This window comes from Enterococcus sp. 2201sp1_2201st1_C11_2201SCRN_220225 (assembly GCF_040925905.1).
GTDB lineage: Bacteria > Bacillota > Bacilli > Lactobacillales > Enterococcaceae > Enterococcus_C > Enterococcus_C asini_A.
On record NZ_JBCOJC010000061.1, the window covers coordinates 1 to 10631 of the forward strand.

The following is a 10631-nucleotide window of genomic DNA, read 5'->3' on the forward strand; positions in this document are numbered from 1 at the left end:
GGCTTAGCGCCATTAGTAGTAACCGGAATGCACCATGCTTTCTTACCAATTCATATTCAATTGATGGCTAATGGTGGTGACTACATCTGGCCAATTGGTGTGATGTCTAGTCTAGCTCAAGGTTCGGCTGCGATTGCTATGAACTTTTTAGTGAAAGAAAAGAAGCTAAAAGGTGTCGGACTAGCGGCAGGTTTGTCTGCTTATATGGGGATTACTGAACCAGCAATGTTTGGGGTTAACTTGAAATATAAGTTTCCATTTATCTGTGCAATTCTTACTTCTGGATTAATAGGTGGGTTTATGGCTACTCAACATATTTTAGCAACTTCTGTAGGGATTAGTGGATTACCTGGCTTCTTATCTATTCCATTTGAATTTTGGCCAACCTTCTTTATTTGTATGATTTTAAGCTGTGTTATCTCATTTACTGCAACCTATTTTTATGGAAAGATTAAAATTAATGGTGAAGTGCACCAACCTTCCAAGAAAGAGAAAATAACCTTGCAACCTAAATAAGTGCATTAATACTTCTAGTTAAGTTATAGTAAATGTGGTTTTCCCATTTATTGTAATCGAATAAAGTTTATGCAATCTTTCTATCCTATACAATTTATTAATGAGCTATTTTAACTTCTACAAAAGTACAGCTTTATTTTTATAGTGGGATTAGATTGTTTCACAAAGATAGAGAAAAAACTTGATTTATTTACAGAAAATGACTACTATTTACTAGGAAGTAATACTGGTATCTAGTAGTCTTTTTTTGTTTTCGAAAGTTCGATGACAACAATCAAGAAAGCGGAGGTTCTCATGTCTAACCATTATTTTGATCCAAGATTGAAGATTTTTGCCTTGAATTCCAATCGTCCATTAGCTGAAAAAATTGCAGCAGCTGTTGGCGTTGAATTGGGAAAATGTTCCGTTAATCAATTCTCTGATGGCGAGATCCAAGTCAACATTGAAGAAAGTATTCGTGGTTCTCACGTCTATGTAGTCCAATCCACATCAAGTCCTGTCAATGACAACTTGATGGAATTATTGATTATGATTGATGCCTTAAAACGGGCTAGCGCAAAAACCATCAATGTGGTGATGCCTTATTATGGCTATGCTCGCCAAGATCGTAAAGCGCGTTCTCGGGAACCAATCACTGCCAAACTAGTTGCCAATATGATTGAAAAAGCGGGCGCAAATCGCGTGCTTTGTCTTGATTTACACGCTTCTCAAATCCAAGGATTCTTTGATATTCCTGTGGATCATTTGATGGGGGCACCATTGATTGCCAATTATTTCCTAGAAAAAGGCATTCAAGGAGACGATGTAGTTGTGGTATCTCCTGACCACGGTGGGGTAACTCGGGCCCGTAAATTGGCGGAATTCTTAAAAGCACCAATCGCCATTATTGACAAACGTCGACCAAAAGCGAATGTGGCGGAAGTTATGAACATCATCGGCCATGTGGAAGGTAAAACCTGTGTGCTAATCGATGACATGATCGATACAGCCGGTACCATTACCTTAGCGGCTAACGCTTTAAAAGAAGCGGGTGCGAAAAGCGTCTATGCTTCTTGTACTCATCCGGTATTATCTGGTCCAGCTTTGCAACGGATTGAAGATTCTGCCATTGAGCGCCTAGTAGTAACAGACTCCATTTACTTGCCAGAAGATCGTCGTCTAGAAAAACTTGACGAAATCTCTGTGGGTGAGTTAATGGGTGAAGCGATTAAACGGATTCACGAAAACAAACCGGTTAGTCCATTATTTGAAACAAACACTGCTAAATAAAGAACTTGTGAAACACCTGCCTAGCAATCCTGCTAGGTGGGTGTTTTTTTGTATAGCTTTTTAACAAAATCCTAAAAATTTCAATCTTTTCCGAAAAAATTTCTATGTTCGGACAACTGGCAAATCGTTATACTGACTTTAAATAAAGCGCATACATTTGTGCTGGAAGAGAGGGAAATTTTGTATGAAAAAGAAAAATGCTTTGTTGGCTTTGACTTTGGCCTTGGGGATGACGGTCTCATTGACTGCCTGTGGTTCTGGAGGCGACAGTGAAACAGATGGCTCCAATGGCGGTGGCGATAGCGCAACTTCCACTGTGGCGAATAAGGACAAACCACTAGTTTGGTTTAACCGCCAACCATCTAACTCCTCCACTGGTGAATTGGATAAGGCAGCGTTAAGTTTCAACGACAATACCTATTATGTAGGTTTTGATGCAAAACAAGGGGCAGAAGTTCAAGGAACCATGATCAAAGACTACATTGAAAAAAATATTGATAGCATCGATCGTAATGGTGATGGGATTATCGGATATGTATTGGCCATTGGGGATGTAGGTCACAATGACTCCATCGCTCGTACACGAGGGGTTCGGGAAGCATTAGGCACTGGCGTTGAAGGTGACGGCGGGATTGTCAGCGAACCAATCGGGACCAACGTGGACGGCAAAGCGAAATCCGTTCAAGATGGTACTTTAGAAGTAAATGGTAAGAGCTATAAAATTCGGGAATTGGCTTCTCAAGAAATGAAAAACAATTCCGGAGCAACTTGGGATGCGGCTACGGCTGGTAACGCTATTGGGACTTGGGCATCTTCTTTTGATGAACAAATCGATGTAATCGCTTCAAACAATGACGGTATGGGCATGTCAATCTTTAACTCTTGGTCAAAAGACAACAAAGTACCAACCTTTGGCTATGATGCTAATAGCGATGCTGTTGCAGCCATTGCAGAAGGTTACGGTGGTACCGTTAGCCAACACGCAGACGTTCAAGCTTACTTAACATTGCGCGTATTGCGTAACGCGTTAGATGGTGTGGACATTGACACTGGGATTGGTACTGAAGATGAAGCGGGCAACGTACTAGGGGAAGATGCTTACGTTTATAAAGAAGATGAACGTTCTTACTACGCGTTGAACGTAGCAGTTACTGCAGAAAACTACAAAGATTTCACTGATTCTACTAAAGTTTACGAACCAGTTTCAAAACAATTGGACGCTTCAAAATCTCCTGAAAAGAAAGTTTGGTTGAACATCTACAACTCTTCTGACAACTTCTTAGGTTCTACTTACCAACCATTGTTAGAAGCCTATGATGATTTATTGAACTTGAAAGTCGAATACATTGCCGGTGATGGTCAAACAGAATCTAACATCACCAACCGTCTTGGTAACCCAAGTGAATACGATGCATTTGCAATTAACATGGTGAAAACAGATAACGGGGCATCTTATACCTCACTGCTTAACCAATAATTTTTACAGGCTCTCTGGGACTGTGACATTTTGATTGTTGCAGTTCCAGTTTGCTAATTAGGAGTAGCGCAAAGTTGTTGGAAATAAGCGGAATAGGCATTACTAGCTGAAATCGAAATTCGTTTCGGGTATTCCGCTTGTTTATTTTGGTCAATCGGTTTGTTGCCAACTAGAGGATCAGAAGTGAAAAATATTTTAAAGAAGTGAGTAGAGACTATGACAGAAGAAAAAGACGACATCGTTTTATCCATACGAGGCATGAGCAAATCCTTTGGTCGTAATCGCGTCCTTGATCACATTAATTTAAATGTGAAACGGGGCACTGTAATGGGACTAATGGGGGAAAATGGTGCAGGCAAATCCACCATGATGAAATGCCTCTTTGGGACGTATCAAAAAGATGAAGGGAGTGTCTTCATCGAAAACAAAGAAGTCAACTTTACCGAACCGAAAGAAGCGTTAGAAAACGGCATTGCCATGGTCCATCAAGAATTAAACCAAGCTTTGGAACGCAATGTGGTCGATAACCTATTTTTAGGTCGTTATCCTTTGAATTCTTTCGGGATGGTAGATGAGCGCCGGATGCGTAAAGAAGCTTCCGAACTCTTTCGGAAACTAGGAATCACCGTAAACTTGAGCCAACCGATGCGCACCATGTCTGTTTCCCAGCGACAAATGTGTGAAATTGGTAAAGCCATTTCTTACAACTCTAAAGTGATTGTACTAGATGAACCTACTTCTTCACTAACTGTCCAAGAAGTGGATAAATTATTTGAGATGATGCGCAAACTGCGGGATGAAGGCATTGCGATTATTTACATCTCCCACAAGATGGATGAAATTTTTGAAATCTGTGATGAAGTTTCCATTTTACGGGATGGGAAATTGGTCACGACCAAGCCGACTCAAGAGACCAATATGAATGAATTAATTGCCGCCATGGTGGGTCGTTCCTTAGACAATCGTTTCCCACCGGTAGACAATACGCCAGGTGAGCCGATTTTATCCATTCGCCATTTGTCCACTAAATTTGAACCCCAATTACAAGATGTATCCTTTGATGTGAAAAAAGGAGAAATCTTTGGTCTTTACGGTTTAGTGGGAGCAGGCCGTACGGAACTTTTAGAAACAATTTTCGGCATTCGGACACGAGCTGCTGGTCGGGTCTATTTCAATGAAAGACTGATGAACTTTAACAGTGCCAAAGAAGCGATGGATCACGGATTTGCTTTGATTACCGAAGAACGCAAAGCCAATGGACTCTTTGGCAAAGGCAATTTGATCTTTAATACCACCATTGCCAACTTGCCTCAATACAAAGCAGGGCCGGCTTTATCCAACGAAAAAATGGAAAAAGCTACAGTCAATCAGATTAAAGTCATGCACACCAAGGCCATGGGTCCCAATGATGCAATTTCTAGTTTGTCTGGGGGAAATCAGCAAAAGGTTATTTTCGGACGCTGGTTAGAACGTAATCCCCATGTCTTTATGATGGATGAACCTACCCGGGGGATTGACGTGGGAGCCAAGTATGAAATTTATGAACTGATTATCAATATGGCGAAACAAGGCAAGACGATTATCGTAGTTTCCTCGGAAATGCCCGAAATTCTCGGTATCACCAACCGAATCGGGGTTATGTCCAATGGTCGCCTGTCGGGAATTGTAAACACCGCTGAAACCAATCAAGAAGAGCTATTAACGCTCAGTGCAAAATACCTATAAAAAAGGAGAAATAGAAGTATGGCAACTGCAAAAGGTAAAACTTTGTCCCCTGAAGAGGAAATGAAGCTACGGCAGCCGATTGATGAATACGTTGGCAAGATTCAAGATCAGGTCAATGCCCTTAGACTAGAAGGAACGGATAAAGTAATTTCCCTCTTGAGTCTAATCGAAAGCACCAAGCGGGATAAAAGTATTTCAAAAGATGAAAAAACTGCTAAAATCGCAGAATTAAAACAAGAATTAGAAACCGCAAAAAAAGTGGAAGAACAAAACAAAGGGCAAGTAGCCGGACTGGTTGCCCAAGCGGAAAGTTACTTAAATGAAAACTTTGATAAAACCTATTATCAACCGGTAAAAGACAGCGTAGCTCAAGAAAAAGTTTTAGCCAAAGCCAATTATCAGCTGAAATTAAATACATTAGCTAAAGAACATGAACAAGAACTGGCGAAGCTATCTGATAGTCAAGAAATCAAAGAAGAGAAATACGTTTACAAAAATAAAATTTTTGATACGAAAATGGGCTATAAAGAAGAACTACGTCGCATTAAAGATCGTCAACACAATGCCTTTACCCATAAGTATCACTTGTTGGACTTGTTGCGGATGTCTCGCTTTTCTTTCAAAGAAACTCTGGAACAACGCTGGGAAAACTACCAATATACCTTTAACCGTCGAGACTTTTTATTACAAAACGGCTTGTACTTTGCCATTATTTTAGTCTTTGTGGTGTTAGCAATTATTACACCAATCGTCAAAGGCTCACCACTGTTGACCTATAACAATATCTTGAATATCTTGCAACAAGCTTCTCCGCAAATGTTCTTAGCGCTAGGGGTTGCCGGGTTGATTCTCTTAACCGGGACGGACTTATCCATCGGTCGGATGGTAGGGATGGGCATGACTGCTGCCACCATTATCATGCACCAAGGAATCAATACCGGGGGCGTTTTCGGTCACATCTTTGACTTTACGAAGATGTCTTTAGGAAGTCGTGTGATTCTTGCTTTGGTAGCGTGTATCGTCTTATCTACCTTCTTTACGACGATTGCCGGCTTCTTTACCGCTCGTTTCTCCATGCACCCCTTCATTTCTACTATGGCGAACACGTTGATTATCTTTGGTTTAGTCACTTATGCCACAAAAGGGGTCTCCTTTGGGGCGATTGATCCAGCTATTCCGAATATGATTATTCCAAAATTAAATGGTTTTCCTTCCATTATCATTTGGGCCATTGCAGCCATTGTGATCGTTTGGTTCATTTGGAATAAAACTACTTTTGGGAAAAACTTGTATGCCGTGGGGGGCAACCCTGAGGCTGCTGCCGTATCTGGGATTTCTGTCTTTGCCGTAACCATGGGCGCTTTTGTCTTAGCCGGTGTGTTGTATGGCTTTGGTTCTTGGCTTGAATGTGCCCGGATGGTTGGATCTGGTTCAGCCGCTTATGGACAAGGTTGGGAAATGAATGCCATTGCAGCCTGTGTGGTCGGCGGCGTTTCCTTTACTGGTGGGATTGGGAAAATCTCCGGTGTTGTTGTAGGGGTGGTCATCTTTACCGCGTTGACTTACGCATTGACCATCTTAGGAATTGACACCAACTTGCAATTTGTCTTCTCTGGAATCATTATTCTAGTAGCCGTAACACTTGACTGCTTGAAATATGTTCAAAAGAAATAAACAGGAACGAAAAGGGGCAGTGGGAAAACCACTGCTCTTTTTTCATAGGGAAAGAAAATGGCGGGATTGGCTTTTTCGGCATTTATCTTAGTATAGTTAAACCGACAATTCAACCAGCCAATCCTTGGCAACTGTAGAAGAACTTGCCCTTTTCATTTAAAGCATTTAGGTTATAATGAAAGCGTTGCGAAAAATCCTTGTTTTTTAGATTGATAAATAAGGTTAAATTGAATAGAGAAGGTGAAGCCGTGGAGAAATATCGTTTATTACTCGTAGATGATGAAGAGGATATTTTGCGAGTCATCATCAAAAAGTTAAATTGGGCAGAATTGGGCTTTGAAGTAATTGGAACCGCAAACAACGGCTTGAAAGCCTTGGAATTGGCCGAAATGTTCCAACCCGATGTGATTATGACGGATATTAAAATGCCTTATATGGATGGTTTGGAATTAATCAGTCAAGTTAAAACCGAATATCCGGCTACTAAAATTTTGATTTTTACCGGCTTCGATGAATTTGATTATGTGAAAGAAGCATTGCGCCTAGAAGTAGGTGATTATATTTTAAAGCCTGCAAGTTCTGTGGAATTAATGCAAGTTTTCACCCAGTTAAAAGAAAAACTCGATAAGGAATTCAACGAGAATCAAAATATCGAAATACTCCAGCACTATTACGAAGAATCGCTACCTTTGATGCAAAATAATTTCTACGCCACGTTAATTGAAGGGCGCATTAAAGAAACAGAAGTGGAACGTTATTTGACGAATTATCAAATTTCCTTACAAGGGCCACTGTATTGTTGTTTAGTTTTACATACTTCTTTAAGCCAAATCAAAGAAGAAATGAAATCCTTGTTATTGGTAACCGCGGTTCAAAAACAAGCAGAGGAGTTTTTCAATGAAAAATGGCAGGCGGTTTACTTTTCCTATTTAGGAGAGACCATCATGCTGGTGCAGTTGAAAAATGAAGGCGAATTAACGAGATTAACAGATGAGTGTGGCCGTTTTTGTAAGTATGTTTTACACAAAATCAAAGCGGTGGTTACCATTGGAGTAGGACAAGTTTGTCAGCGAATTTTGGATTTGGATAATTCGTATACTAGTGCACGAATGGCAGTTTCTTACCGAGGAATTTACGGTGCTTCACAAGTGATCAACATTCAAGAAGTGGCGCCGCAAGAAATGGAAAAGTTTACCATTTCCAATGACTTAGCCTTAGCAGAACTCTTGAAAAAAATTCACGTGGGCCCGCCAGCTGCCATTGAACAAGCCGCCCAGACTTATCTGAATCAGCTTTTTGAAGACACGAAAAACTTAGGACAGTACACTGTGGTGATTTCAGAATTGATTGGGACATTGTATCGTTTTGCTGTTAACAACAATGCTTGTATTGAACCTTTGACTGGGAATATTAAAGAACTTTACCGCATTGTACCGGAGTTAGAGCCCGCTGCATTGCAAAACTGGTTGTTGGACACGTGTCTTTTGATTCATGAAAAAATGCGGACCGCTCGCAGTCATACGACCAAATCATTGGTCTTAAAAGCTCAAGATTACGTGCGTCACAATTATGGAGACGACAAGCTTTCACTGGCCGCTGTTTGTCAGGAGTTAGGGGTGTCCAATACTTATTTTTCTTCCATGTTTAAAAAAGAAGCAGGGATGTCTTTTATTACTTACTTAACCGATTATCGCTTGGATAAAGCTTCTCGCTTGCTGTTAGAGACAGATGAAAAAAGTTACTTAATCGGTCAAAAAGTGGGCTATTCTGATCCCAATTATTTTAGCTATGTTTTTAAACGGCGCTTTGGTTTATCGCCTGTAAAATATCGAACGGGGAATGGTGAAGGTGAGTAATGAATTTAAAAATCGCCCGCCTTCTAGGGGCTTTCAATCCATTTTGATGACTATTTTTTCATTATTATCTTTCTTTGTTACCTTAACCACGGGTATCTTACTTTATGCGCAGTTTTCTTCTTTATCGAAAGAAAAAGAAATCGCCAACACCCAAGAGATGATGGATCAAACGAGAGATTCCATGGAAAATTATTTGATGCGTATGCGCCAGATTTCGGATACGGTTTACTATGATGTGGTCAAGGGCAATAGCTTTTCTGGTGGTGCCCAAGAAATTCATACCGGGATGAACCTCTTATATGAAAGCAATAAAGAAAATCTGGTTAGCATCGCTTTGTACAATAACTACGGTAGTTTAGTGGCAGCAGAACCTGTGGCAACTCAAAAAGAAGACCCGAATGTCACCAAGCAAGCTTGGTTTCAACAAGCCATGGACAAAGTGGAAAACATTCATTTTTCCACGCCCCATATTCAAAACTTATTTGAAAATGGGAAAGCGCAATATGATTGGGTGCTTTCATTAAGTCGGGGAGTGGAGCTAAATGATGAAGGGGATTCCCAACTAGGGGTGCTCTTAGTGGATATGAATTATTATCGTATTTCCCACTTAATGGCTGAGCTAAATACGGCTTCAACTAGCAAATACTACTACTTATGTGACAGCCAAGGAGAGATTATCTATCATCCCCAACAAACCCAACTGTCAAAAAAACTAGCCCAAGAGAATAATTTAAGTGCCGCCACGGCAAAAGAAGGAACCTATAGCGAAACCTTTGAGGGAGAAACGCGGAAAGTCATTGTTAATGATATCAGTTATACTGGCTGGAAGCTGGTCGGGGTAATCCCTCAGTCTACGTTTGTTCAAGAACGCTTTCGAGTGGGGCTGTTGCTGGCTTTGTACATCGTGATGATGACTATGGTCTTATTGGGAGTGAATCGCTTGATTTCCTTGCGTATTTCTCGACCGCTACAACAATTAAATGATTCAGTAGTGGAGTATGAATCTGGTAAAAAACCTAATATCTACATCGGGGGCTCCTCGGAGATTCAGCATTTAGGCCAGTCCATCCAACGCTCTTATGAAAAAAACGATGCTTTGATGGATGAAGTGATTCTAGAACATAATGAAAGACGCAAAAGTGAACTGGATGCTTTACAAAGTCAAATCAATCCTCATTTTTTGTACAATACTTTGGAATCGATTACTTGGATGATTGAAGGAGAGCAAAATGATAAAGCGGTCTTTATGGTAACTCAGTTAGCTAAGCTCTTTCGGATCAGTCTGTCTTCTGGGCGGACGGTAATTTCGGTAGCCGATGAACTGCAACATGCTAAAAGTTACATGAACATCCAAAATCAACGCTACCAAGAACAAGTGTCAGTGACCTTTGACATCGAGCCAGAAGTCTTACAATATAGCATTGTCAAACTGGTTTTGCAGCCTCTCTTGGAGAATAGCTTGAATTATGCAGTGGGCAATTTAGACGATGCCGGGGAAATTAAGATTACCGGAAAACTCGTTGAGGGTACCGTCATCTTAAGCGTATCCGACAATGGATTAGGCATGTCCCAAGAACAAGTGGCCAGTCTATTGGCTGATGATGGGAAAATTCCTAAAATGGGTTCTGGTGTTGGGTTAGTCAATGTGAACAAACGCCTGCAACTGTTCTTTGGCAAAGACTATGGCTTACTGATTGAAAGCCAGTTAGATGAAGGAACTACCGTTTCGATCGTGATTCCCGCAGTTTTGTTTACTGAAGAAAACCGACAAGTTTTAGAGCAAGGCTTTCGCTATGGCGGAGAAGAAATGATCCAAGGAGGTGAGACAACTAATGAAAAAAAATAAATATTTTCTTTTATTAGAAGGCCTTTTGGCAATTCTTGCGGTGATTCTAGGCGTGATGATCTTTAACAGTTATGATGATTCTGCGGTAGGCAAAATCGCCGTGATTTTACCAGATTCTGACAGCAATCGCTGGGCTTCTTTAAAATACGGTTTAAAAATGGCTGCCAAAGATCAAAAAATCGACCTAGTCATTGTGAATACGGACGAAAACTTAACGGCAAAAGAACAAGTGAAATTTCTAAAACAAGCAATTGCACAAGGGGCAGAC

General features: G+C 40.7%; 8 protein-coding genes. All 8 read left to right on the forward strand.

Annotation, left to right across the window (positions count from 1 at the left end; all coding sequences use genetic code 11):
- On the forward strand, positions 1-516 hold a 516-nt coding region (locus tag AB5754_RS12180; protein WP_368259622.1), incomplete at its 5' end, for a PTS transporter subunit EIIC.
- Between the two features lie 294 nt (positions 517-810).
- Positions 811-1785 (forward strand): ribose-phosphate diphosphokinase, encoded by a 975-nt coding sequence (locus AB5754_RS12185; RefSeq protein WP_311834678.1) that lies wholly within the window; start codon positions 811-813, stop codon positions 1783-1785.
- 184 nt (positions 1786-1969) lie between these two features.
- The gene (locus AB5754_RS12190; RefSeq protein WP_311834679.1) at positions 1970-3262 is read left to right on the forward strand and encodes a substrate-binding domain-containing protein; all 1293 of its coding nucleotides are present in this window, start codon (positions 1970-1972) and stop codon (positions 3260-3262) included.
- A gap of 216 nt (positions 3263-3478) precedes the next feature.
- On the forward strand, positions 3479-4987 hold the full coding sequence (locus AB5754_RS12195) for a sugar ABC transporter ATP-binding protein (RefSeq protein ID WP_311834680.1): 1509 nt from the start codon (positions 3479-3481) through the stop codon (positions 4985-4987).
- Between the two features lie 18 nt (positions 4988-5005).
- The gene (locus AB5754_RS12200; RefSeq protein WP_368250479.1) at positions 5006-6661 is read left to right on the forward strand and encodes a hypothetical protein; all 1656 of its coding nucleotides are present in this window, start codon (positions 5006-5008) and stop codon (positions 6659-6661) included.
- Between the two features lie 248 nt (positions 6662-6909).
- Positions 6910-8517, forward strand: coding sequence for a response regulator (locus AB5754_RS12205; protein ID WP_368250481.1), 1608 nt, complete (start codon positions 6910-6912; stop codon positions 8515-8517).
- Positions 8510-10363, forward strand: coding sequence for a sensor histidine kinase (locus AB5754_RS12210; RefSeq protein ID WP_368250483.1), 1854 nt, complete (start codon positions 8510-8512; stop codon positions 10361-10363). Before AB5754_RS12205 ends, AB5754_RS12210 begins: the two co-directional genes overlap by 8 nt.
- Positions 10350-10631: hypothetical protein (locus tag AB5754_RS12215; protein WP_368259623.1), on the forward strand; the 282-nt coding region annotated here is incomplete at its 3' end. The genes AB5754_RS12210 and AB5754_RS12215, both read left to right, overlap by 14 nt.